General features: G+C 47.6%; 20 protein-coding genes and 1 other annotated feature. Of the genes, 18 read left to right on the top strand and 2 right to left on the bottom strand.

Going from position 1 to position 23,484, the window contains the following annotated elements:
- Positions 1 to 8: 8 nt before the first annotated feature.
- The 8 genes from scfB to C0977_RS04870 all read left to right on the top strand — a co-directional run bounded on the left by scfB (position 9) and on the right by C0977_RS04870 (position 8,112).
- Positions 9 to 1,433, top strand: a complete 1,425-nt coding sequence (scfB, locus tag C0977_RS04900; protein WP_023053409.1) for a thioether cross-link-forming SCIFF peptide maturase — start codon at positions 9 to 11, stop codon at positions 1,431 to 1,433.
- The gene (locus C0977_RS10840) at positions 1,420 to 1,596 is read left to right on the top strand and encodes a hypothetical protein (RefSeq protein WP_159459035.1); all 177 of its coding nucleotides are present in this window, start codon (positions 1,420 to 1,422) and stop codon (positions 1,594 to 1,596) included. The genes scfB and C0977_RS10840 overlap by 14 nt, the downstream gene beginning before the upstream one ends.
- Positions 1,597 to 1,748: 152 nt before the next feature.
- On the top strand, positions 1,749 to 2,495 hold the full coding sequence (sufC, locus tag C0977_RS04895) for a Fe-S cluster assembly ATPase SufC (RefSeq protein ID WP_023053418.1): 747 nt from the start codon (positions 1,749 to 1,751) through the stop codon (positions 2,493 to 2,495).
- Positions 2,496 to 2,537: 42 nt separating this feature from the next.
- A complete protein-coding gene (sufB, locus tag C0977_RS04890; RefSeq protein WP_419177923.1) occupies positions 2,538 to 3,947 on the top strand; it encodes a Fe-S cluster assembly protein SufB in 1,410 nt (469 codons plus the stop codon).
- Positions 3,948 to 3,964: 17 nt separating this feature from the next.
- The gene (locus C0977_RS04885) at positions 3,965 to 5,089 is read left to right on the top strand and encodes a SufB/SufD family protein (protein WP_023053400.1); all 1,125 of its coding nucleotides are present in this window, start codon (positions 3,965 to 3,967) and stop codon (positions 5,087 to 5,089) included.
- Positions 5,052 to 6,272, top strand: coding sequence for an aminotransferase class V-fold PLP-dependent enzyme (locus tag C0977_RS04880; protein WP_101912631.1), 1,221 nt, complete (start codon positions 5,052 to 5,054; stop codon positions 6,270 to 6,272). Before C0977_RS04885 ends, C0977_RS04880 begins: the two co-directional genes overlap by 38 nt.
- Before the next feature lie 14 nt (positions 6,273 to 6,286).
- The gene (sufU, locus tag C0977_RS04875) at positions 6,287 to 6,721 is read left to right on the top strand and encodes a Fe-S cluster assembly sulfur transfer protein SufU (protein WP_023053402.1); all 435 of its coding nucleotides are present in this window, start codon (positions 6,287 to 6,289) and stop codon (positions 6,719 to 6,721) included.
- 455 nt (positions 6,722 to 7,176) lie between these two features.
- Positions 7,177 to 8,112: a mechanosensitive ion channel family protein gene (locus C0977_RS04870; protein WP_231391281.1), complete on the top strand. Its 936-nt coding sequence runs from the start codon at positions 7,177 to 7,179 to the stop codon at positions 8,110 to 8,112.
- Positions 8,113 to 8,182: 70 nt separating this feature from the next.
- Here C0977_RS04870 and lgt read toward each other — a convergent pair whose 3' ends face one another.
- On the bottom strand, positions 8,183 to 8,992 hold the full coding sequence (gene lgt, locus C0977_RS04865) for a prolipoprotein diacylglyceryl transferase (protein ID WP_023053416.1): 810 nt from the start codon (positions 8,990 to 8,992) through the stop codon (positions 8,183 to 8,185).
- 120 nt (positions 8,993 to 9,112) lie between these two features.
- Between lgt and C0977_RS04860 the strand changes: the two genes are divergently transcribed.
- The 9 genes from C0977_RS04860 to C0977_RS04820 all read left to right on the top strand — a co-directional run bounded on the left by C0977_RS04860 (position 9,113) and on the right by C0977_RS04820 (position 21,558).
- Positions 9,113 to 10,729, top strand: coding sequence for a glycosyl hydrolase family 18 protein (locus tag C0977_RS04860; RefSeq protein WP_023053419.1), 1,617 nt, complete (start codon positions 9,113 to 9,115; stop codon positions 10,727 to 10,729).
- A gap of 81 nt (positions 10,730 to 10,810) precedes the next feature.
- Positions 10,811 to 13,294 (top strand): leucine--tRNA ligase, encoded by a 2,484-nt coding sequence (leuS, locus tag C0977_RS04855; RefSeq protein WP_023053411.1) that lies wholly within the window; start codon positions 10,811 to 10,813, stop codon positions 13,292 to 13,294.
- A gap of 54 nt (positions 13,295 to 13,348) precedes the next feature.
- Positions 13,349 to 14,011, top strand: coding sequence for an NUDIX hydrolase (locus C0977_RS04850; protein ID WP_234987574.1), 663 nt, complete (start codon positions 13,349 to 13,351; stop codon positions 14,009 to 14,011).
- Between the two features lie 432 nt (positions 14,012 to 14,443).
- Positions 14,444 to 15,583, top strand: coding sequence for an acyl-CoA dehydrogenase (locus tag C0977_RS04845; RefSeq protein ID WP_101912630.1), 1,140 nt, complete (start codon positions 14,444 to 14,446; stop codon positions 15,581 to 15,583).
- Positions 15,584 to 15,661: 78 nt separating this feature from the next.
- A complete protein-coding gene (locus C0977_RS04840; protein WP_023052844.1) occupies positions 15,662 to 16,465 on the top strand; it encodes an electron transfer flavoprotein subunit beta/FixA family protein in 804 nt (267 codons plus the stop codon).
- A 20-nt stretch (positions 16,466 to 16,485) separates the two neighbouring features.
- On the top strand, positions 16,486 to 17,493 hold the full coding sequence (locus C0977_RS04835) for an electron transfer flavoprotein subunit alpha/FixB family protein (protein ID WP_023052781.1): 1,008 nt from the start codon (positions 16,486 to 16,488) through the stop codon (positions 17,491 to 17,493).
- A 137-nt stretch (positions 17,494 to 17,630) separates the two neighbouring features.
- Positions 17,631 to 17,845: a binding site (T-box leader), on the top strand.
- A gap of 35 nt (positions 17,846 to 17,880) precedes the next feature.
- Positions 17,881 to 19,788: a threonine--tRNA ligase gene (gene thrS / locus C0977_RS04830; RefSeq protein WP_101912629.1), complete on the top strand. Its 1,908-nt coding sequence runs from the start codon at positions 17,881 to 17,883 to the stop codon at positions 19,786 to 19,788.
- A gap of 121 nt (positions 19,789 to 19,909) precedes the next feature.
- Positions 19,910 to 20,782 (top strand): ribosome biogenesis GTPase YlqF, encoded by an 873-nt coding sequence (ylqF, locus tag C0977_RS04825; protein ID WP_101912628.1) that lies wholly within the window; start codon positions 19,910 to 19,912, stop codon positions 20,780 to 20,782.
- Positions 20,779 to 21,558 (top strand): ribonuclease HII, encoded by a 780-nt coding sequence (locus C0977_RS04820; RefSeq protein WP_023052860.1) that lies wholly within the window; start codon positions 20,779 to 20,781, stop codon positions 21,556 to 21,558. The genes ylqF and C0977_RS04820 overlap by 4 nt, the downstream gene beginning before the upstream one ends.
- A gap of 44 nt (positions 21,559 to 21,602) precedes the next feature.
- Here C0977_RS04820 and C0977_RS04815 read toward each other — a convergent pair whose 3' ends face one another.
- Positions 21,603 to 22,556: a magnesium transporter CorA family protein gene (locus C0977_RS04815; RefSeq protein WP_101912627.1), complete on the bottom strand. Its 954-nt coding sequence runs from the start codon at positions 22,554 to 22,556 to the stop codon at positions 21,603 to 21,605.
- A gap of 233 nt (positions 22,557 to 22,789) precedes the next feature.
- Between C0977_RS04815 and C0977_RS04805 the strand changes: the two genes are divergently transcribed.
- Positions 22,790 to 23,479 carry a DUF554 domain-containing protein gene (locus C0977_RS04805; protein ID WP_101912626.1) on the top strand — a complete coding sequence of 230 codons (690 nt, stop codon included), beginning with the start codon at positions 22,790 to 22,792 and terminating at the stop codon, positions 23,477 to 23,479.
- Positions 23,480 to 23,484: the final 5 nt, after the last annotated feature.

The raw sequence follows: 23,484 nt of genomic DNA, 5'->3' as shown, positions 1-23,484 counted from the left end.
AGGAAATAATGAGTGAAAAAATAAGACCGATGATTCATAAATATATACAAAACGGTGTACATATGCTGCTTGACGTTAACAGCGGCATTATTAACGTTATTGATAAAATAACGTACGATATTCTCGATCATTATGACGGTACGAATAAGGATGCCGTGTTTGCGGCTTTATCCGGCTTGTACGGGCAGCAGGAATTGACGGAATCGCTGGCTGAACTGGATGAGCTTATTGCGAAAGAAATGCTCTTTGCGCCGATGTGTGAAAGCTTTGCGGTCGTTGCTGACGAAGAGCCCGTAGTCAAATCACTTTGCCTGAATATTGCCCATGACTGTAACTTGCGTTGCCGGTATTGCTTTGCTTCACAAGGCGATTACGATACGCATAAACGGGAATTGATGAGTTTTGATGTAGCCAGAAAGGCTGTCGATCTGCTCATCAGAAGTACGGAAGGCAAGCGGCAGCATTGCGAAATCGATTTCTTCGGCGGCGAGCCGCTACTGAATTTTGATGTCGTAAAAAAGACGATTGCCTATATCCGTGAGCAGGAAAAAATTCATGATCGCATCTTCAAACTCTCGCTGACGACGAACGGCATGCTCCTTGACGCGGAAAAAATCAGCTATTTGACGGATAATCATATCAGCTTGATTCTCAGTTTGGACGGGCGGCCCGATATTCATAATCGGATGCGGCCTAATGCCGGCGGCGGTGATTCGTATACGCCCTGTATGGAACATCAGTTGGATGCGGTCAAGAAACGGAACGGCGAAGAATATTATGTACGCGGAACTTATACGAAGTATAATCTTGATTTTACGAATGATGTAAAGCACATGGCCGATCTGGGTTTTGAAGGGCTTTCTATGGAGCCTGTCGTCGGCGATGATTTGTCATATGCCATTGAGACAGCCGACTTGCCGCGGATTTTTGACGAATATGATCACTTGACCGATCTCTACCTGCAGCGATACGCGACGGGGCATCCGTTTATTTATTACCATTTTATCATGGATCTGTACCGCGGTCCCTGTATAGCCAAACGGCTGCGCGGTTGCGGCGCCGGTCATGAATATATGTGTGTCGTTCCGGACGGACGCATTTATCCGTGTCATCAGTTTGTAGGGCAGGAGGAATACGTTATCGGTAATGTTGACGACGGCATTACCGATGTTGAGTTGCCGCTGATCTTTCGGGATATGCATGTTCTGAATAAACCGGAATGCCGCAACTGTTGGGCCAAGTTTTTTTGCAGCGGCGGTTGTCATGCCAACAATATCAAATATGGCGGCGGCATTACTCGGCCGTATGAATTGAGCTGCGCGATCCAGAAAAAGAGGATTGAGTGCGCCATGTATATTCAAGCCGTTTTGGCCATGAAAAAGCGGCGTGAAGAATCGGCAGCGGAAGCGGGGGAAGATCGTGCGGAAGCTTAAGGCGTTTCTTTGGATCATCGTCTTCGTTTATCTGCTTTACGCTATCTGGCGTGACGGATTGCAGACGGAATTGCTGGTTATTCTGGTGCTTGCCGTCTTTACGTTGGCCATGCAGATCCGCATGAACAGACGGAAGAAAAAGGCCTTGCGAAAGAAAGAGTGAACGTTTTTTTCGGCTACAAAATAGAAAGGTCAAAATGCACCAAAAAGGTTGACTTTAATAATCGCATGGAGTAATCTAAGGGTAGTAAATTTGGATGGATTTTAAAATAAGTAGGTATAAATCAATATCATCTATTTGGGAGTGATAAGAACATGAGTGAATTAGTAAGAGTAGAAGGCCTGAAGGTTGCTGTGGAAGGCAAGGAAATTCTCAAGGGTCTCGACCTGGTTATCAACAAGGGAGAGACACATGTCATTATGGGATCCAACGGCGCCGGCAAATCGACGTTATTTCATGCGATTATGGGCAACCCCAGCTACAAGGTGACGGCAGGCCGCATTTTCTTTGAAGGAAAAGAAATTACGGATATGCCGGTAAACGAACGTGCCAAGGCAGGCATTTTCATGGCTTTTCAGCAGCCTATTGCCGTACAGGGAATTACCGTCGAAAACTTCCTGCGCAATGCTAAAAGCACGGTAACCGGTGAGACGCAGCGGATCATGCCGTTTCGGAAAAAAATGCATCAGCAAATGGAAAAGCTCGCCATGCAGCGCTCCTATGGCGAACGTTATGTCAATGACGGCTTTTCCGGCGGTGAACGGAAGAAGACGGAAATCCTTCAGATGTGTATGCTCGAACCGAAACTGACGATGCTAGATGAAATCGATTCCGGCCTTGATGTCGATGCCGTTCGCATCGTGTCTGAAACGGTTGCCGCTTACCATAATGAAAATAATTCGATTCTCGTTATCACCCATCACAGTGAAATTCTTCAGAAGCTGCGGCCTGACTTCGTTCATGTGTTGATCGACGGTCGTATCATCAAGACCGGCGATGCCTCTCTGATCGATGACATTGAAGCCAACGGCTATGATGTTTATAAAGAACAGATAAAATAGGGGGAGGTCTCTATGGCAGAAGAAAAAAAAGTTGCCGAAAAGATGAACGAGATCAATTCCAAGATCAGTTCGCTTTCCGAATTCGGCAATATGTATAACTTTAAAAAAGATTTTAAATACGATTTTAAAACGGATGCCGGATTGACGCCGGCGATTGTGCGGGAGATTTCGGAGCAGAAACGGGAACCGCAATGGATGCTCGATTTTCGTATGAAGTCGCTGGAGTTGTTCTATAAAATTGATTATCCGACTTGGGGACCCGATATCAGCGAATTGGAAATGGATAATATCGTTACTTATGTGCGGCCGAAAGCCCAGATGAAGGCGGATTGGAATGAAGTCCCCGATGATATTAAAGATACCTTTGATCGTCTCGGTATTCCGGAAGCGGAGAAGACATCGCTGGCCGGTGTCGGCGCGCAGTATGATTCGGAAGTCGTTTATCACAGTATCCAAGATGAGCTGGTTCAACAAGGCGTTATTTATACCGATTTTGATACGGCGTTGAAGGAGCATGAAGCGGTTGTCCGCAAGCATTTTATGAAGCTCGTGCCGCCTACGGATCATAAGTTTGCCGCGCTGCACGGTGCCGTTTGGTCGGGAGGCTCCTTCGTTTACGTTCCTGCCGGCGTCGATGTTTCGATTCCGCTGCAAAGTTATTTCCGCCTTAATGCGCCGGGCGCCGGTCAGTTTGAGCATACGCTGATTATTGTGGAAAAAGGGGCGAAAGTTCATTTTATCGAAGGCTGTTCGGCGCCTAAATACAACGTTGCCAATCTGCATGCCGGGTGCGTCGAGCTCTTTATCGGCGATGATGCGACGCTGACTTATTCAACGATCGAAAACTGGTCCAAAAATATGTATAATCTCAACACGAAACGGGCGATTGTCGGCAAGAACGGTACCATCAATTGGGTAACCGGATCGTTCGGCTCGCACACGTCCTGTCTTTACCCGATGAGTATCCTTCAAGGTGAAGGGGCGCATTGCGAATTTACAGGCGTGACCTTTGCCGGTAAAGGGCAATACCTCGATACGGGATCCAAGGTTGTACACAATGCGCCGAATACGACGAGCAATATCGATTCCAAGTCCATTTCCAAAGACGGCGGCACCTGTATCTATCGTGGCAGCGTCGTCATCAATGAAAAGGCGGCGGGATCGAAAGCGAATGTCAGCTGCGAGTCGCTGATGCTTGACGAAATATCTCAATCCGATACGATACCGGCAATCGTCGTCAAGAACGACAATATTGATTTAGGACATGAAGCAAAGATCGGGCGTATTTCCGACGAAGCGATTTATTATCTCATGAGCCGCGGCCTGAGCGAAGACGAAGCGCGGGCCATGTTGGTACGCGGCTTCGTTGAACCCGTTTCCAAAGCGTTGCCGTTGGAATATGCCGTGGAAATGAATAATTTAATTAATTTGGAACTGAAAAGTTCTCTGTGAGAGGATGGCGATGAGAAATGATTACAGAAAAATATAATGAACTCCCTCGTCCCACCTTCCGCTGGATGAAAGTTAATCACCTGGAACTGCCGCAGCTGAAAGCGACGGGAAGACAGAAAATTACCATTCAGGAACGGCATGAAGGGGACGTGTCCGTCACGTTTTATGAAGGTGACGGTAAATTGCCTCTCGGCGATTTTACCGGAGCCGGAGCGGACTCGCTACAGGAAGCCGTCGGGCAAAGCATGACGGGCTGTGCGATCACGGGAAAAGCGGGAGGCGCAGGAAAGGTCTGGCTGACCTATTCGCTCAGTCAGGAATTACCGCAGATTGTCGGGCAGCTCAAGATTTCCGCGCCGGAAAACAGTAAACTTGAAGTTTATCTGACCTTTGACGGCGATGCGGAAAACGGCTCCGTCAACTTGTTGGAATATGTAGATGCTGCAGAAGCGGCTGCCGTCAAAATCTGCAAGGTTCAGCTTCATGGCGAGCAGGTGCGTCATGTGGAACATCGTTATGCCAGAAGCGGCAAAAACAGTTCCATCGATTATGTTAGCGCCGAAGTAGGCAGTAAGGCGGCGATCGTTTATTATAAGACCGATTTGACGCAGCGAGAAGGCGTTTTCTCAAGTAAGGCCATGTATCTCGGCAGTCGGGATCAGATTTTGGATTTTTCCTATTGGGTACCGCAGGAAGGGGAAAAGACCAAGACCGATATTCTGACGACGGGAGCGCTGATGGATACGGCGAAGAAGTATTTTCGCGGCACCATTGATTTCCTCCGGGGCTGTAAGAAGGCTGCCGGCTCCGAATCGGATATCTGTCTGCTGCTGAGCCCCGACGTGCATTCCATTTCTTTGCCGCTGCTGTTGTGCAAAGAAGATGATGTCGTCGGTGATCACGCTTCCAGTGCCGGACAGATCGATAAGGATATGCTCTATTATTTGATGAGCCGCGGATTCAATCGTGAAGGCGCGCAACTGATTATTGTCGAATCCAATATTCGTCCTGTCATTGACAGCCTCGGCGATACGGATATGGAAAACAAAGTCTTGCAGGCTGTCAGAGATAAAATGGAATTTTGTCGTCAGAAAGGTGATTGCAATGATAAATGTACGAAAAGATTTCCTCATCTTGACTAAAGTTCACAACGGTCATCAGATCGTTTATTTCGACAACGCCGCGACGACGCAAAAGCCGAAGCAGGTCATTCAGGCTATTGTCGATTTGTTGGAGAAACATAACGGGAACCCCCATCGCGGCGCGCATATTCTCAGTGTAGAAGCATCCCAAATTTATGATGATGCCAGAGAAGCGGTGCGGAAGTTTATTCATGCCGCGCACAGCGAAGAGGTCATCTTTGTCCGCAATGCAACGGAAGCGTTGAATCTCATTGCCAGAAGTTATGCCGAAACGCATTTGCAAAAAGGCGATAAGATCGTTATTCCCATTTCGGAACATCACGCCAACTTGGTTACGTGGCAGCGCGTTGCCCGGGTAACCGGCGCCGAATTGGTGTATATGTACCTTGATGACGAAGGGCATTTTACCGATGAGGATTTCGCTAAAATTGACGATAGAACGAAGATCGTCGCCTTTGCGGCGGTCAGCAACGTTCTCGGCATGAAGCGCCCTGTGAAGAAGATCATCGACGCGGCGCACGCTGTCGGCGCCGTTGCCGTCCTTGACGGTGCGCAGGCCGTGCCTCATATGAAATGTGATGTTCAGGCGTGGGATTGCGATTTCTTCGTCTTCTCCGGGCATAAGATGTGTGCTTCGGCGGGAACCGGCGTTTTATACGGTAAACGGGACCTTCTCAATGATATGGAACCCTTTCTCTTGGGCGGAGATATGATCGAGTACGTGCAGGAACAGACGACGACGTTCAATGTCTTGCCGTTCAAGTTCGAGGCCGGTACGGAAAACGTCGAAGGCGCGGCAGCCATGCATGCGGCGATTGATTATCTGGAAGGTATCGGCTTTGATGCCATTGAAGCGCACGAACACGAATTGACGGCTGCCTGTCTCGCCGGGATGAAAAAGCTGCCCTACATTCATATCATCGGCAGTACCGATCCGGCTGAAAAGACGGGTGTCATTTCCTTCACGATCGACGGTGTTCATCCTCACGATGCAGCTACCATTCTTGACAGCTACGGTATTGCTATCCGCTCAGGCCATCATTGCGCACAGCCCTATGGCGCACATATCCATGCTGAAGCTTCCAATCGCGTCAGCTTCTACATTTATAACACCATGGAAGAGGTCGAATACTTCCTCGATAAATTACCGCTTATCCGCAAACAGATGGGTTTTAAAGATTAAGGGGTGGCAATGTGATGGAAATGGATCAGTTATATTCTGATATTATTTTGGAGCATAACCAAAGTCAGGAAAATAAGAGAGAACTGGAAAAATTCACCTTACAGGAACACGGTCATAATCCCAGTTGCGGCGATGATATTACGCTGCGCGCCGATATTCAAGACGGCATTGTGAAAGATGCGGCTTATACCGGTCACGGCTGTGCCATCAGCCAGGCTTCGGCAGATATGATGATCGATGTTATTAAGGGGAAAACGGTGGAAGAAGCGCTGCGGTTGACCAATTTGTTCCTTGACATGATCAAACGGGAAGTTACGGATGATGATGAATTGGAAGATCTGGAAGATGCCATTGCGTTAAAAAATATTTCCAATATGCCGGCTCGTGTGAAGTGTGCCGTTTTGGCTTGGCATACGTTAAAGGAAGCCATTGAACGGGACCGTCAATAAGCCGGCCAGATAGCATAAAAGCACAGGAAAGAGGCGTTGTTTCTTTCCTGTGCTTTTATTTTTTTGTAAACAGTTCCGCACGTCTCCGGATGATATTGTCGAAGCGGGTTTTTGCGGCTATTGGAGAAGATTCTTGTATATACAGAGATTTGTGCTATGATAAGGAGTATTCAGCACAATATCGCCGTCGTGGGTATCCGTCGTTGCGTCTATGGGGGAATCGACTGGTTCCGTCCTGGGTTTGAAGATGTATTGATGATCTTTTTTATTTCACATTGCTGTGATGGGGACTGCGTACGTATGTTGCTGTTTATTTTGGATCGTTGTGGACTATAGTTTGCGGAAGGACTGAACGGCATATGCCAGCTTTTTTTGATTCTCTTGAACAAGAGATCCTCCATGGAGGACCGCATATACATTTATTAGCATTTCTTATTTGCCTGTCTGTAGGTATTGTGGTATTGCAATATGTTTTTCGTATTTTGATCGTTTTTCTGAGTAAGAGCCGGCATATTTCGGAAGATTGCCTGCGACAAATATTTCGTGCCATTCCTACCTGTGTTGGCATACTTATCGGTATTAAAATTGCCAAATGGAGTTTAACCGTTCCCGATTTTGTGCAGGCTTTTCTGGATGGATTGTTTCATACGGTGTTGACCGTTACCGTAACTATCCTGATTGCACATGTTATTTCTGCATACCTTAATTACAAACTGGATCGCAGTTCCAAACAGTATGCGGCGACGTCCATTTTGACGACTGCCATCAATTGTGTCGTGTACAGCATAGGTGCGTTGATAGTTCTCGATTCGTATGACATCTCTATTTCGCCACTGCTGACGGCTTTCGGCGTCGGCGGTCTGGCGTCGGCACTGGCGTTGCAGGATACCTTGTCAAATTTATTTTCTGGTATTACGATGTTGATGTCAAAGCAGATCCGTATTGGCGATTACATTCGGTTGGCAACCCATGAAGAAGGACGCGTTGTCGATTTGAACTGGCGCAATACGACGATACGAACGCCGACTGGCAATATGGTCATTGTACCGAATAAAACGATTGCCGCTTCAGCCTTGATAAACTATGAACAGCCGTTGGCAGAATGTACGATTACGATTCCTTTGAAAATCGTATACGGCAGTGATCTGCAACACGTGGAACAGGTGACGCTAGAGGTGGCGCAAGATGTTTTGCATCACAGTGAATACGGCGTGACCGGATTCCAGCCGAAAATACGGTTTACCGATTTAGGGGAATACGGTATTTCCTTTCTTGTCGTTTTGCGGATACGCAATATCGTTGACGAAGCTACCTTGCGGCATCAATTCATCAAGCGGATATATAAAAAGTATAAAGAAGAAGGTATTGCTCTTCTTATACGCAAGGATTGATGCCGTTGCAGCCGGCACGGTCAAATAACAACGACGGCCTCACATCGCGCGAGGCCGTCGCTGTTGCTGTTTATTTGCAGTGTTTGTCGTTGTTGACGAGATCGTTCGTGTCATAGGTTCCGAAAAACTGGAGAGCCGTAAAAACGGCGGCTGCCGCGGCGAAGGCGACGATGCTGGTCCATTGCGCCGATTTAAAGCCCCAGAGGAGTGCGTTGTAGTCGCCGCGCAAGTACTCCAGAAAGAATCGTTCGACGGCATAAAGCATGACATAGAGACTAAAGACCTGTCCTTTTTTATGGCGGAAGGAACTGAAAAAAAGAAGGATGACAAAAATCAGAATATCAATTTGCCCTTCCCATACTTCAGCAGGCCACAGCGGTTGATTTCCATAGGTGCGATAGGCCAATGTCGTATCGGGATAGATGATGCCGAAGCCGCTGCCCGTGGGATGACCGAAGGCGTCACCGTTCATCAGATTGGCCATGCGCCCGATTGACTGCCCGAGGATGATGGCCGGTGCCAACAGGTCGCCGAAAGCCCAGGTGTCGATTTGATGGAAGCGCGTGTAGAGTATGCCGGCAACGGCACCGAAGATCAGCCCCCCTTGGATGGCCATGCCGCCTTGCCAGACGAAAGGAATTTCACTTAAATGGTTATGATAGTAAGGCCAGTCGAAGAAAAATACATCCCACAAACGGCCGCCGACGATGCCGGACAGACCGCAGTACATGGTGAAATCAAAGATATGGACATGCCAGCCGCGGCCGTCCCGTTTCATGATATAATACGCCGTCATGCCGGCTGCGACGATACCGGACAGAAAAAGCAGGCCGTAGGCACGGATCGGAAAGGAACCGATAAAAAATAAGTATTGATGCATGGAACAGACTCCTTACTGTGATATAATGGTGAACAGGTTTACTGTGTATCGTTTACAGTAGTCATTATACTATGTATATTCGGATTTTTCAGTAATTTTGTGCGGAACGGAGAGTAAATAATGGTAAATATGATACATATACAGCGGGTTGCGGCATTGTTGCTGATCAGTTTGTCTGCCTTTTCTTACGTTGCAGCGGCAGGGAATGAACCGGTTCTTTCTTCGACGGCGGCAAAAAAAACGGTGCTTTCGGCGCAACGGGAAGGGACGATAAAAGAGGCTGCCGCTTTTGCCGTACCCGTCCTCGAGGCGCCGCCTTCCGACGCCCTTGCCAACGAGTTGAAGATCACCGAAGATGACGGGCGCTGGCTTGTTTCCGGTCGCGCGCTGGAACAATACGGGTTGTACCAGACAACGGATAAACAAGGTGTGTATCGGATGATTTTACCGGCAGAGACGGCGCCGACAGACATGACGGAAAGCGATCGCAATGTGGATTTGATGCTGCCGGGCAAAGAGATTCGGAACGGGTATGCCGTGGATATTCGTCATTTGCTCGGCCCTCTTGGGATCAGTTACGCGTTGGAAGGGAATGAAAAACGCCTATTGGCTTTTCCCGAGCGGGGGCGCGTTGCACCGGTTTTGAAACGGCAACAGCCGCCTGCTTTCGGCAAAGCGGGACAGAGTGTGTTGCACACGGTGCTTTTCTGGGACCCGGCGATGGCGGAGAACGATACGGTGCAGCGCCTGGATGTGACGCAGCCGGTTATTTCGCCGTGCGCATTTCGCATGACTGCGGCCGGCATCTCGTTGAGAAGCAACGAGATGGATCGGGTGGACGGGAAATACAGCGAGAAGGGGTATGCGTTGTGGCCGCTTGTCGACAACGGGTTTGATCCGGATGTGACGCATAACATTCTTGCTGATCCGCGCTTGCAGGAGAAAGTGATTAAAGAATTGGTCGGCTATGCGGTGCTGTACGGGTTTCACGGCTACAATCTGGATTTTGAAAATATCCGGTATGAAGACCGTGATCGGCTGACCGCGTTTGTAGCGAAGCTCGCCGCCGCCTGTCATGGTTGGGGACTGAACGTTTCCATGGATATAACCCCGCTGTCGGACAGCAAAGAATGGTCGCTCGTTTATGACCGACAGGCGTTGGCGCCGTATCTGGACTATGTCGTTCTCATGGCCTACGATCAGGTCGGCAGGACCAGTTCGACGGCCGGTCCCGTTGCATCGTATCCGTGGGTCGTTCACAGCGTGGAAACGTTGAAAGCATTGGTGCCGGCGGAAAAAATTATCCTCGGTATTCCGCTCTACATGAGGATTTGGTATGAAACGGATGCAAATGAAAATTTGCCCGACGCTTTAGACAAATGGCCGAAAACAGTGGCTGAAGCAAAACGCGATCGCCCCGGAAATGCGATGATTGCTCCTAACGTCGGTACAAGAAAGGAACGGAAACTGTTTGTTCGGACCTTGACCTTGGCGGACAGCAAAAAACTCGCGGAAAAATATGCCGCTTACCTCACTTGGGATGAAAGACTGCAGCTCAATTACTTGGAATTGCCACTGGTTACGGGAACCGTAAAAATCTGGTTCGAAGATGACAAGACGCTGGCGGCGAAACGGAACTTGGCAGTTCGCGAAGGTCTCGGCGGTGTCGCCTTTTGGCGCAAGGGATTTGAAGATAACGGCTTTTGGCAAGGATTTGCAAAACATGAATTGACTTGAGACAGCGGGAACACTATAATAGTACCAATAACGTTGCATTTACGGCATAAAGCGGCAGTACAATAGGAGGCAAAAAGATAAATGGAAAAGTACATTCCCCAGGAAATAGAAACGAAATGGCAGAAAATATGGCAGGAAAATCATAGTGACTGCTGTCCTGACGACAACGGCAAACCGCCGTACTATGTATTGGAAATGTTTCCTTATCCCTCCGGAAATCTTCATATGGGTCATGTGCGCAACTATACGATCGGTGATGTCATTGCCCGTTATCGTCGTATGAACGGATTTAATGTCCTTCATCCCATGGGATTTGATGCCTTCGGTATGCCGGCGGAAAATGCGGCTATTAAACGGAATATTCCGCCTAAAGAATGGACCTACAGCAATATTGCGAATATGGAACGGCAGCAGAAGGCGCTCGGCCTTTCGTATGACTGGGAGCGTGAAGTGGCGACATGCCATAAAGAGTACTATAAATGGACACAGTGGATTTTTGAACTTCTTTATAAAAAAGGATTGGCTTACCGCAAGGAAGCGAAAGTAAACTGGTGCGAGTCATGCAACACGGTATTGGCCAACGAACAGGTTATCGACGGGAAATGCTGGCGTTGTGATCACGATGTCGTTAAAAAAGATCTGAAACAATGGTTCTTTAAAATTACGGATTATGCCGATCGCCTTTTGGCCGACTTGAACTTGTTGGAAGGTTGGCCCGACCGCGTCAAGGTCATGCAGCGTAACTGGATCGGCCGCAGCGAAGGCGCTAATTTTTTCTTTGATATCCCGGAAATCGGGGAAAAGGTGGAAATGTTTTCGACCCGTATCGACACGGTTTTCGGTTCGACTTTCGTCGTTTTGGCTCCGGAGCATCCCTTTGTCGAACGGTTGATCAAAGGCAAGCCCAATGAACAGGCGTTGCGAACATTTATTGGGCAGATGAAAAATCAGAGCGATCTGGAACGGACGTCTAATGAAGCGGAAAAAGTCGGCATGTTTACCGGTGCTTACGCCGTTAACCCGCTGAATAACGAACAGGTGCCGATCTGGATTGCCAATTACGTTTTGGCTGATTACGGTACTGGCGCCGTCATGGGCGTTGCCGGTCATGATCAGCGCGATTACGAGTTCTGCAAAAAATATGGCATTCCTATTCATTATGTCATCGACGATCCTGAAGGTAACTACGATTTCAGCGGTAACGGCGACACGGCATTTACCGGCGAAGGCGTATTGATGAATTCGGGAGAATTTAACGGCCTGACGATCGAAGAAGGGCAGAAGGCCATTACAAAATGGCTGGAAGAACATCACTGCGGCAAAGGGACCGTTAATTTCCGTTTACGGGATTGGCTTATCTCCCGTCAGCGATATTGGGGTGCTCCCATTCCCGTCATTTATTGTGAAAAGTGCGGTGAACAGTTGGTGCCGGAAGAACAGCTTCCCGTAGAACTTCCGGAAGACGTCCAGTTTACGGCAGGTGCCGTTTCTCCATTGGCAACGAGCGAAAAGTTCATCCATTGCACTTGTCCGAAATGTGGCGGTCCCGCTGTTCGCGAAACGGATACGATGGATACGTTCGTCTGTTCGTCATGGTATTATCTTCGTTACACCGATGCACGCAATACAGCGAAGCCCTGGGATCCGCAGAAAGCCAATCATTGGATGAATGTCGATCAATATATCGGCGGTATTGAGCATGCGATTCTGCATTTGCTGTATTCCCGCTTTTTGATGAAGGTATTTCATGATGAAGGGTTTGCAGAAGCTGTTGAACCTTTTGAGCGATTGCTGACGCAGGGCATGGTGCTGAAAGACGGCAGCAAGATGTCCAAATCGAAGGGGAACGTCGTTTCTCCGGAAGAGATACTGGAAAAATACGGCGCTGATACGGCGCGTCTTTTCATCCTTTTTGCGGCCCCTCCGGAACGTGATCTGGAATGGTCCGATCAGGGCGTTGAAGGTTCTTATCGTTTTCTGAATCGCGTTTGGCGCATTGCGCATCAGTTTGCCGCCTTGGCAAAGAGCGGCGATGTGGGCCGGCGGGATTATACGGAAGCGGAGCGGGAGTTACGCTTGAAAGAGCATGCATCTATTGCCAAGGTGAGTGCCGATGTACAGGGGCAGAACGGTACATATGCGTTGAATACGGCTGTCAGTGCAATTATGGAGTTGGTTAACGCCATGTATGCCTACAGTAATGAACATACCGATATTCATCACGATGTAGCCGCAGAGGTAAACACCAATTTGTTGAAGCTGCTGGCGCCGTTTACACCGCATATCGCTGAAGAATTATGGCACCTGATCGGTGGGGCGGGAAGCATTCATGCGCAAACCTGGCCGCAAGTGGATGAGGCGGCTTTGGTCGTCAACAGTATTGAACTGCCGATCCAGATTAACGGCAAAGTCCGCGAACGAATTACGGTAACGCCGGATATCGGTCCGGACATACTGAAGGAAAAGGTATTGGCTATGCCGCGCGTGCAGGAATTTATCGGCAATAAAAACGTAGTGAAATTCATTGTCGTTCCCAAGAAAATCATTAATATCGTTATAAAATAAAAAGAGGGATGCCGCCGGCATCCTTCTTTTAAAAACGTGCCGGGAGAGGATAGCTTGATTAGAGAACTTGAAGTCTTACGTCAAAGATGGGCGAGCAGAGACGTCATCCAATCACCTTGCCTGAACAACAGAGCCTGTGCGGTTCTGGTCCCGTTGGTTATGGATAAAGGGGTTCCGTCTCTGTTATTTGAGGTGCGCAGTTATGATCTGCAGTGGCAACCGGGCGATATCTGTTTTCCCGGTGGAGTAATCGAAGCTGATGATTCGTCGTCAAAAGAGGCGGCTTTGCGCGAAACCAGGGAAGAATTGGAAATGGCGGCAGAGGAAATCGCATATTTCGGTCCTCTGGACTATCTGGAGTCTCCCGTCGGAGTTACGATCTGGCCTCATCTCGGCTTTTTAGAGCGAGTGCCGACAGTTAAGAAAAGCGCTGAAATTGATCATCTCTTCACAGTTCCGTTGAATTGGTTTCGTGAAGAACGAATGGAAACTGCCAAAATTGAATTGGCGACACGGCCCGTACCCGGTTTTCCGGCTGATATTCCTTATGCAGGCGATCGTAATTCGTGGAAACGCCGAAGAACATATGATGTCTATTACTGTAAGTATAATGAATATGTTATTTGGGGCATTACGGGCCACATCATCAAAAATTTTCTGGAAATAACGGAGGATATGCAAAAAAATTCGGTGTCTGTTCATTTATGTTCTAAATAGAACTTGTTGAAGCAGTCGTCCGAACGGAACAATTATTTGAAATGGAAATTAATTAATATAACTGAATGTTTTGATGAAGAATTAATGGCATAAAGTAACGTATATTTACGGATAATTTCTTAACGTATGTGAGAAAAGAAATCGTTTTTTCGTTATATTTATAAATAAGACTAGTCTTGATAGGTATAAATACTGCCATAACTATGACTAAATAGAATAATTACAGTGCTTAAAGCTATCGTTGGGGTATTGATTTATATTGTGAAAAGTTGTACAATTTACAAAGAAGAGCTGGTGCAGGGTGTAGATGCATCGGGTTCCGGTGGTTAATGCTTATGATTGCAGGCCTGTGAAGAAATTTCTGTAGGGAGTTTAAAGCCTGTAATATCATACTAAAATTTTTAATGATTATTTTAAGGAGAGTGGAAGAGAATGGATTTTAATTACACAGAAGATCAGGAAATGTTTGTCAAATTGGCGAAAGATTTTGGCGTTAAGAAATTGTTGCCGACAGTTACGGAACGTGATCACAAGCATGAATATGACGAAGCTTTAATTGAAGAAATGCTGGGCATGGGCCTTGCTGGCACTTATTTCCCCGAAGAATTCGGCGGCGCCGGAGCCGACGTTTTGAGCTACATCATGACGGTTGAAGAATTGGCAAAATATGATGCCGGTGTTTCGATTACACTGTCTGCAGACGTTTCTCTCTGTGCTAATCCGATTTGGCAGTTCGGTAATGAAGAACAAAAGAAAAAATATTTGACGCCTCTTTGCGAAGGTACGAAATTGGGCGCATTCGGCTTGACGGAACCCAATGCCGGCACGGATGCTTCCGGACAGCAGACTGTTGCCGTTAAAGAAGGCGACCACTATGTATTGAACGGCTCCAAGATCTTCATCACCAACGGCGGCGCCGCTGATATTTATGTCGTATTCGCTATGACGGACAAGACTCAGGGCAATAAAGGCATCAGCGCTTTCATTCTGGAAAAAGGCATGGAAGGCTTCACATTCGGCAAGAAGGAAGACAAACTCGGTATCCATACTTCTCAAACGATGGAACTGGTGTTCCAGGATGTAAAAGTTCCTGCTGAAAATCTTCTCGGCGAAGAAGGCAAAGGCTTTAAGATTGCCATGATGACCTTGGACGGCGGCCGTATCGGCGTTGCTGCGCAGGCTCTCGGTATTGCTGAAGCAGCGTTGGAAGATGCAATCAAATATTCTAAAGAACGTGTACAGTTCGGCAAACCGCTTTGCAAATTCCAGGCTATTTCCTTCAAACTTGCCGATATGGCAACGAAAATTGAAGCAGCCCGTCTTCTCGTATACAAAGCAGCTATGAAGAAACAGGAAGGGAAACCGTTCTCCGTTGATGCTGCTATGGCTAAAATGTATGCTTCCGACATTGCTATGGAAGTTACCGTTGATGCCGTTCAGATCTTCGGCGGCTATGGCTACAGTGAAGAATATCCTGTTGCCCGTCATATGCGCGATGCTAAGATCACGCAGATTTATGAAGGAACGAACGAAGTACAGCGCATGGTTACTTCCGGCGCTCTCTTGCGGTAAAATTGTTTAGGATACAGGTCCGGCCTTATGACCGGACCTGTTGAATAAAATAAAAATTTTTTAGGAGGCAAATGTAATATGGAAATATTGGTATGTGTCAAACAGGTTCCGGACACGGCAGAAGTAAAGATTGATCCCGTAAAACATACGGTCATTCGCGCCGGCGTTCCTAACATTTTCAACCCCTTTGACCAGAATGCTCTGGAAGCAGCTCTGCAGTTAAAGGATAACCAGGGAGCAACGGTAACATTGCTTTCGATGGGGCCACCCCAGGCTGTCGAAGTATTGCGCGAAGGCTTGGCAATGGGTGCTGACGATGCTTATCTCCTCACAGACAGAAAGGTCGGCGGTTCCGATACGTTGGCTACAGGCTATTGCTTGGCACAGGCTGTTAAGAAAGTTGCTGAAATTAAAGGTATCGAACAGTTTGATATCATTCTTTGCGGCAAGCAGGCCATTGACGGCGATACGGCTCAGGTCGGTCCGCAGGTTGCTACTGAATTGGGCATTCCGCAGATTACCTATGCTGCTCATATTGACGTTGACGGCACCAAAGTTACGGTTAAACAACAGAACGAAGAAGGCTACATCGTAACGGAAGCTAACTTCCCTGTTTTGATCACTGCAGTTAAGGAATTGAATGAACCTCGTTTCCCGACCATTCGCGGCACAATGAAAGCAAAACGTCGTGAAATCCCGACGCTTTCTGCAGAAGATATTAAAGTTGATGAATCGCTCATCGGCTTGTCCGGGTCTCCGACAAAGGTTCGCAAAATTTTCACTCCGCCTCAGAGAACACAGGGTCTCATCATTAAGGAAGAAGATCCGAGTGTAGCTGTAGCAACGTTGATGGAAAAATTGACTGCACAAAAGATCATATAATCTAAGGAGGATAAGTGAAGATGGATGTAGCAGAATACAAAGGCGTATATGTAATCGCTGAACAATTTGAAGGCAAATTACGTAACGTAGCTTTCGAACTGTTGGGTCAGGGCAAAATACTGGCTGACACCATTGGTGACGAAGTTGGCGCTGTACTGATTGGCCATAACGTAAAACCCTTGGCACAGGAACTTATTGCCAGCGGTGCAAAAAAAGTGTATGTGTATGATGATCCTAAATTCGAAAATTACAACACGACGGCTTATACAAAAGCTTTAACGGATTTCTTTGAAAAAGTTAAACCGAATGTATATCTCGTTGGTGCTACGAATATTGGTCGTGATCTCGGCCCCCGCGTTGCCAATGAACTGAAAACGGGTTTAACTGCCGACTGCACGAGCCTGGCTGTTGATGAAGACGGCAAAACTATCGTCTGGACCCGTCCGGCACTGGGCGGTAACATCATGGCTGAAATCATTTGCCGTGACAATCGTCCGCAAATGGGTACAGTTCGTCCGAACGTATTCAAGAAACCGGAACCGGATGCCAATGCAACGGGTGAAGTTATCGATATGTCCGTAGAATTGACGGATGCTGATTTCTTGACGAAATTCATTGAACTCATTAAATTAGGCGGCGGCGGTATTAAAATTGAAGAAGCCGATATCATCGTTTCCGGTGGCCGCGGCATGAACGGTTCCGAACCGTTTACGGGTATGCTGAAAGAATTGGCTGACGCTCTTGGCGGTGCTGTCGGTGCTTCCCGTGCTGCTGTTGACGCCGGTTGGATTGACGCCCTTCATCAGGTCGGACAGACGGGTAAAACTGTCGGCCCGAAGATCTATGTTGCCTGCGGTATTTCCGGCGCCATTCAGCATTTAGCCGGTATGAGCGGCTCCGATTGCGTCATTGCAATCAATAAAGATGAAGATGCTCCGATTTTCAAAGTTTGCGATTATGGTATTGTCGGCGACGCTTTCCAGATCGTTCCGATGATTACGGAAGCTATTAAAAAGATTAAAGGTTAAGCAGCATTGTACGACTGAGAAGACTGTCTGAATCGACAGTCTTCTTTTTATACGCAGCAGAATGCAGGCAAACTTTATTTGGCGTACTTGACATATGTATCGTGCAGACGTATAATTTATGCAAACATATAAATAGGTAATCAGTAAAGATGAGGACAAGGCAAGATGCCGATTTCTCTACAGAGAAGGATATGTATGCTGAAAGTATCCTGTGAAATGTCTCTTGTCACCACCTCGGAGCTCACAAACTGAAAACAGTATGTTTGTGCGGTCGCTACGTTACAGCGCTCAAGATACCGGATACTTTCGGTAAATAGGGTGGAACCGCGTGAATAAGACTCTCGTCCCTTTGGGATGAGGTCTTTTTTTATTTAAGGAGGTATAATCATGGCAGAAATAATTTTAAAAGACGGCAGTAAAAAAGAATTTGCCGATGGGATTTCTCTGTATGATGCTGTTCAACAATTGAGCAACAGCTTGGCGAAAAAAGTGTTGGTCGCAAAGGTAGACGGAGTGGTGACGGATTTACGCCGCACGATTGTTAATGGATCTCAAGTAGAGTTTTGCACTTTTGACAGCCAAGAAGGAAAAGATACGCTTCGTCATTCGGCGGCTCACATTATGGCGCAGGCTATTAAACGCCTTTACAGTGACGTAAAGCTCGCGATTGGTCCTGCTATTCAAAACGGTTTTTATTACGATCTGGATACGGAGCACCGTTTCGCGCAAGATGATTTTGCCGATATTGAAGCGGAAATGAATAAAATCGTTAAAGAAAATTTGCCGATAACGGCAGAAACGCTTTCCCGAGATGAAGCGATCAAACTTTTCACTGATTTGCATGAAGACTATAAAGTGGAATTGATTAACGATCTGCCCGCCGATGTTGCGATTTCCATTTACCGGCAGGGCGAATACGTTGATCTTTGCGCCGGTCCCCATGTAGAACGGACGGGGCAGGTAAAAGCCTTTAAATTGCAATCTGTTGCCGGGGCCTATTGGCGCGGCGATGAAAAGAATAAAATGTTGCAGCGAATTTACGGAACGGCTTTTGAAAACCAAGATCAACTGGAAGAATATTTGACGATGCTCGCAGAGGCGGAAAAGCGGGATCATCGCAAAATCGGGAAGGAAATGGATCTGTTCAGTTTTCATGAAGAAGGGCCCGGGTTCCCGTTCTTCCACAATAAAGGGATGGTTCTTCGTAACACGCTTTTGAAATTCTGGAATGAATTGCATGAAGAATTCGGCTATGAACAAATCAGCACGCCGATCATCTTGAATCGGAAATTGTGGGAGCAGTCGGGACATTGGGATCATTATCGCGATAATATGTATTTTACGACGATTGATGATGAACCGTACGCGATCAAGCCGATGAACTGTCCCGGAGGCATCTTGATTTATAAGAGTAATGTTCACAGCTACCGTGATCTGCCGATCCGTTCGGCTGAACTGGGCTTGGTACATCGTCATGAACTTCACGGCGCTTTGCACGGCCTCTTCCGTGTCCGCAGCTTCACGCAAGATGATGCGCATATTTTTATGCTTCCCAGTCAGATTAAACAGGAAATAGGCAGTGTCCTTGATCTTTTTGACAGAGCGTATAAGGCGTTCGGCTTGGATTATCATGTAGAGCTGTCAACTCGTCCGGAAGATTCCATGGGCAGTGATGAAATTTGGGAACTCGCAACGCAGACCTTACGTGAAGCTATTGAAGAAAAAGGCGTTCCTTATCAGATCAATGAGGGAGATGGCGCCTTCTACGGGCCGAAGCTGGATTTCCATGTCAAGGACTCCATCGGCCGTACCTGGCAGTGCGGCACGATTCAACTCGATATGCTGATGCCGGAACGGTTTGACATGACCTATATCGGTGAAGACGGGCAGAAGCATCGTCCCGTCATGATCCACCGGACCTGTTTCGGCAGCATTGAACGATTCATCGGTATTTTGATCGAAAACTATGCCGGTGCGTTTCCCGTATGGCTGGCTCCGGTACAGATCAAACTTTTGCCGATTTCGGAACGTCACCTGAGTTATGCCAAACGCTTGCAGGGGCAGCTCAAAAAACTCGGTGTTCGTGCGGAAGTTGATGAAAGCAATGAAAAGATCGGTTATAAGATTCGAAAGGCGCAGATGGAAAAGGTTCCCTATATGGGCATTATCGGTGACAAGGAAATGGAAGATAACACTATTTCCATACGCGACCGTGTCAAAGGGGACTTAGGCGCTAAGGAAATAGACGATTTCATCGAACATGTGTGCGAATTGTCGGAAACCCGCAAGGGATAAGATAAAAGATCTATGCCATTTATGTGGCATAGATCTTTTTTTGCCGGCCGTCTTTACTTGCCGTTACGATTCATCTACAATAAATATGATAAATCAAAAGAACGGAGCGTTTTTAGTTATTATGTTGATAAATTGGTATCCCGGCCACATGGCCAAAGCAAAGCGATTGATTGAAGAAAATATAAAGGTTATTGATGTTATTGTCGAACTGGTCGACGCCCGTATTCCCTATAGCAGCGCGAATCCGATGATCGGGCGGCTGATCGGTCAGAAACCGTCTGTGCTTGTACTGAATAAGGCTGATTTGTCGGATCCGCAAAAGGTGAAAGCGTGGACAGCATACTATGCTCAAGGGGGAAGGCCTGTCATCGCGCTGAACAGTAAGGACGGCAAAGATGTTAAGGGTTTGCTGCACCTGATCCGTCAGTTAGCGGCTCCAAAGCTGGCGCACTGGAAGGCGAGAGGGCTGAAAACGCGCTCGGTACGAACCATGATTTTAGGGATTCCCAATGTAGGCAAGTCGACGCTGATCAATCACCTTGCCGGAAGGCGTTCGGCAAAGACTGCCGACAAGCCCGGAGAGACAAAAGGAAAGCAGTGGGTGAGCCTTGCGGAAAAGTTGGAGTTGCTGGATACTCCCGGCGTATTGTGGCCGAAGCTGGAAAATCAGGTGAGCGCTTATCGCTTAGCGGCTACGGGAGCAATTTCCGATACGGTTTTTGATATGGAAGACGTAGTTCGGCAGTTGATTACAGAACTGACGGCGCGATATCCGGAAGCGTTGCGGAATCGATTTAAGCTTGACGCACTGCCGGTGACGGCGGCGCAAACAATTGAGGCGATCGGCAGAAAGCGGGGATGCATTGTCGGCGGCGGTACGGTAGACTTGGAAAAAACGTATAAGCTGATTTTGAAAGATTACCGGGAAGGGCGTATCGGTTTAATTTCATTGGATTTTCCGGAAGATTTTGCCGAAGGCGGTGAAGTGCGATGAACAGCGGAGATTTTACGGTAGCGGAATTGCAGAAACTGCTCCTGTCACCCGATGCGGACAAGACAGCGATATTGACGGCCATGCGAGGTGATGCGAGGCGGTCGGTTCGGAATCTGGCAACATCTTTTTTCAAACGCATGCAGCGGCAGGCAGAGGAACTGAAGCGATTGGAAGAGATGTATCGGTTGGAGAAGGCGTATTATGACCGGGGGATCTTTCATGTTGCCGGTGTTGATGAAGCCGGTCGCGGCCCAATTGCCGGCCCGGTCATGATTGCTGCCGTCATTTTGCCGCCGCTGTGGGTTTGTCCCGGGCTGAATGACAGCAAAAAGGTATCACCGAAAAAGAGGGACCGTCTCTATGACGAAATTATGACACACGCCGTCGCCGTTTCCTGTATCGCGAAGACGGAGAAAGAAATTGACGAGCTTGATATTTACCATGCGACACAGGCGGGCATGTACGAAGCGGTCAATACGCTGTCGACGGCTGCAGAGGCTGTTCTTTGCGATGCCATGCCCTTGCCGCAGCTATCCGTGCCGCATCGATCCATTATCGGCGGTGACGCTCTCAGCGCTTCCATTGCGGCCGCTTCAATCATCGCCAAGGTGACGCGTGACCGGCTGATGCAGGAATACGACCGCGCATATCCGGCATACGGCTTTGCCGTGCATAAAGGGTATCTGACGCAGCGCCATCGCGACGCCGTGCTTGCTTTCGGCCCTTGTCCGATTCATCGACGCAGCTTTGAGCCGATCAAAAGCATGATTAAATAAAGAAAGCCCTGCTGCATCTTACTTGCAGCAGGGTTGTATTCGTCTCAAAACAGATTTTTCATCCATAACATGGCGAAAGCGCAGATGGAACCGAGCAGGGAAATGCCGATAACGTAATAAAATCCGAATTCGTTGGAAGAAAAAGGGACGTTGACATTCATGCCCCAGAGGCTGAAAACGATTGTCGGCACAGCCAGAATAATCGTAATGGAGGCCAAAAACTTCATGACCATGTTCAGGTTGTTGGAAATAATGGAAGCAAACGTATCGGACATGCTGATAAGGACGTTGGAATACATTTCGACCATTTCAATCGCCTGTTTGTTTTCAATGATGACATCTTCCAACAAATCTTCATCTTCTTCATACATTTTCAGAAGATGGTGCAACGCCGTATTACGCCGCAGCCGCATGAGCCGTTCCATTACGATGCCGTTGCCGCGGAGTGCCGAAGTGAAGAAGGTCAAGGATTTCTGCAACTCCAGCAGCATGAAGAATTCTTTGTTTCGCATGGAGTGACGCAGCACGCTCTCGATGTCATCTGTGCGATGGTTGATTTGCTGCAGATATTTTAAGAATAAGGTTGCCGTCCGGTAAAGTATTTGAAAGAGAAAGCGCGTTTTTTTGAACGTGTAAAAGAAGGGGTACTTGTTTTCCGTAAAAGAATGGAGAACATCGGTTTCCTGAATGCAGAGGGTTACGATAAAGTCCGGCGTAATGAAGATGCCGAGAGGCAACGTATCGTAGCTGTCCGTTTCCAAGATGATCGGAATGTTGATGACGACGAAGATATAATTATCTTCCAGTTCAACGTGTGAACGTTCTTCCGTATCGAGAGGTGTTTTTAAAACATCCGTCGGGATTTCCGTAATCATCGAAACCAATTGCAAATCATCGGAATCAGGATTGACGACATTGATCCAGGAGCCTTTTTCAGCGACCGCCAAAGAAATGTTTTCTTCCAGGTGACCGTTATTATGTTTGTATACGTCAATCATGGCGTCGCCTCCTTTTTCGATTATTCCGAAAATTCCAAATTTAATATAATCATATTCAGTGATGTAAGTCAAGGGGAGACGGAGTATTTCCCTCGTTTTTACACGGTGCGGGCGTACTGCCGCCCGGCAGTTGCATTGCAGCGGAATACTGGAGAGGAAAGGCTTTTTTTGTTATAATAAGAACGCATATATTTATTAGGTCCACACCATGCGGATAAGAGGAGGAACAGGTTTTGCTGGCAATTTTTATTAACGGTCTCAGTACGGCGGCCGGGGCGTTACTGGGAATTTTTTTAGGGAAATGGTTTGAGGAAAAATGGGAAAAAGCATTATTTTCCGCCATTGCTCTGGTCAACATCGGTATCGGCATACAAGGAGCCATCAAAACGGAGAATTGGCTGCTGGTACTGGTCAGCATGAGTCTCGGCGCCTTGATTGGTACGATCGTTTCGCTGGAAGATAAGATGCAGCATGTCGGCGAGGTGTTGAAAGAAAAATTGCATGCCGGCAATGATGCCAGATTCGTTGACGGCTTCGTTACTTTATCCGTTTTACAAATTGTCGGCGCCATGGCGATCTTGGGGCCGATACAGGCGGCGCTGGTTAACGATCCGTCGCTCCTGTATTTAAAATCGGTGCTGGATTTTGTGTCGGCCTTCCTTTTTGCTTCCGTTTACGGTGTCGGTATTTTACCGGTCGGGCTTGTCGTTATCGTTTATGAGCTGCTGTTTTATTTTTTTGCATCCGTTTTGTCACCGTTGATGACTCCCGATGTGGTACGGGAATTAAATGCCGTAGGCAATTTGCTTATTTTGGCGATCGGCTTGAATTTACTCGGTATTGTTAAGCTGAAAGTCGCCGATTATCTGCCGGCTGTTTTCATTCCCGTCATTTATTTCACTGTATTGGCATGGCTGTCGTAGAAAGA

This window comes from Megasphaera vaginalis (ex Bordigoni et al. 2020), from assembly GCF_900240295.1.
Taxonomy (GTDB): Bacteria; Bacillota; Negativicutes; order Veillonellales; family Megasphaeraceae; genus Megasphaera; species Megasphaera vaginalis.
The sequence above is the reverse complement of the archived record's forward strand: the minus strand, read 5'-3'. Positions and strand labels throughout refer to the sequence as shown.

Bases quoted from the DNA above. Each gene is read 5' to 3' on its own strand.
- C0977_RS04860 (WP_023053419.1), top strand. From the start codon at position 9,113: ATGGTAAATATGATACATATACAGCGGGTTGCGGCATTGTTGCTGATC.
- C0977_RS04820 (WP_023052860.1), top strand. From the start codon at position 20,779: ATGAACAGCGGAGATTTTACGGTAGCGGAATTGCAGAAACTGCTCCTG.
- sufB (WP_419177923.1), top strand. From the start codon at position 2,538: ATGAACGAGATCAATTCCAAGATCAGTTCGCTTTCCGAATTCGGCAAT.
- C0977_RS04880 (WP_101912631.1), top strand. From the start codon at position 5,052: ATGATAAATGTACGAAAAGATTTCCTCATCTTGACTAAAGTTCACAAC.
- thrS (WP_101912629.1), top strand. From the start codon at position 17,881: ATGGCAGAAATAATTTTAAAAGACGGCAGTAAAAAAGAATTTGCCGAT.
- C0977_RS04815 (WP_101912627.1), bottom strand. From the start codon at position 22,556: ATGATTGACGTATACAAACATAATAACGGTCACCTGGAAGAAAACATT.
- sufU (WP_023053402.1), top strand. From the start codon at position 6,287: ATGGAAATGGATCAGTTATATTCTGATATTATTTTGGAGCATAACCAA.
- ylqF (WP_101912628.1), top strand. From the start codon at position 19,910: ATGTTGATAAATTGGTATCCCGGCCACATGGCCAAAGCAAAGCGATTG.
- lgt (WP_023053416.1), bottom strand. From the start codon at position 8,992: ATGCATCAATACTTATTTTTTATCGGTTCCTTTCCGATCCGTGCCTAC.
- C0977_RS04840 (WP_023052844.1), top strand. From the start codon at position 15,662: ATGGAAATATTGGTATGTGTCAAACAGGTTCCGGACACGGCAGAAGTA.
- sufC (WP_023053418.1), top strand. From the start codon at position 1,749: ATGAGTGAATTAGTAAGAGTAGAAGGCCTGAAGGTTGCTGTGGAAGGC.
- leuS (WP_023053411.1), top strand. From the start codon at position 10,811: ATGGAAAAGTACATTCCCCAGGAAATAGAAACGAAATGGCAGAAAATA.
- C0977_RS04835 (WP_023052781.1), top strand. From the start codon at position 16,486: ATGGATGTAGCAGAATACAAAGGCGTATATGTAATCGCTGAACAATTT.
- C0977_RS04845 (WP_101912630.1), top strand. From the start codon at position 14,444: ATGGATTTTAATTACACAGAAGATCAGGAAATGTTTGTCAAATTGGCG.
- C0977_RS04885 (WP_023053400.1), top strand. From the start codon at position 3,965: ATGATTACAGAAAAATATAATGAACTCCCTCGTCCCACCTTCCGCTGG.
- scfB (WP_023053409.1), top strand. From the start codon at position 9: ATGAGTGAAAAAATAAGACCGATGATTCATAAATATATACAAAACGGT.